Origin of the sequence: Xenorhabdus thuongxuanensis (assembly GCF_001908095.1) — a bacterium.
GTDB lineage: Bacteria > Pseudomonadota > Gammaproteobacteria > Enterobacterales > Enterobacteriaceae > Xenorhabdus > Xenorhabdus thuongxuanensis.
Genome location: NZ_MKGR01000095.1, coordinates 1 through 874, shown reverse-complemented (window position 1 = coordinate 874; position 874 = coordinate 1). Strand labels below are relative to the sequence as shown.

Annotated in this window: 1 protein-coding gene; it reads left to right on the top strand. The window is 31.2% G+C overall.

Annotated elements, in window-relative coordinates:
* Positions 1-297: 297 nt before the first annotated feature.
* Positions 298-657: a hypothetical protein gene (locus Xentx_RS18190; RefSeq protein ID WP_074021884.1), complete on the top strand. Its 360-nt coding sequence runs from the start codon at positions 298-300 to the stop codon at positions 655-657.
* Positions 658-874: the final 217 nt, after the last annotated feature.

Below are 874 nucleotides of genomic sequence, written 5' to 3'. Positions count from 1 at the left end.
GTTAATTAATTACACCTGCCATTTCATAAATTAGATAATATCCCATCAAGGTACCAGAAAAGTAATTTACTGTATAACGCCCCGTGGTAATACAAATGAATACAGAAATTATTGTCATAAACTAATTTTAATAAAATTAGTCATAAAAAATAACATCCACAGACAATTAAGTGAAGTGAAATTATCATAACAATATAATTCTATTAGTTATATGGGAAGTTATTAAATCCAGTTAAATATTATTTAAAAACCACCTCGTAAAACTTATTGTAAAACATTATATAGGGAGTGTAATTTGTGACCAAAGATAGTGAAGAAGCAATTAAAATTCTACTTAAACGCGCAGTAAACAGATTTAATGATCTTTATTCTGCCATTTTGGGTGAAATCAGCGCAATGTTAAAGAAAGCTAAGCTGCTGCCAATCCCAGAATTGCAGCGCAATAACCCGACTTTCTCTGACACAGTATCCGAATTGAAATTATATCGCGACTTATCAATTGTAGTCGCAGATCTTCTCAAGATTGACAAAAATATCCTGAAAGAGCTAAATCTATATATTGATTTAGCTGATACTCTGGCTAAAGCTATTGATGCTGATGATTATGATGCGTTGTGTGGTGCAATATCAGCATTAGATGAAAAGCCATATATTTAAATTTAAGCTAATCTTAGCTAAGTAAATTAATTAATTATTAAGGGAATCAATATGACACAACAATACGATTTTAAGAGAATTTTCGAGCTACTTGATAAGATGGAGTCATGTGTTAATAAAGTTAAGTATCTAAACCGTCAGTTGGATAAGGATCTTGATACCACTCTAAAAGCAGCTTGATTTAAATATAATAAAGCCCTCCCCCTCGAGGGCTTTT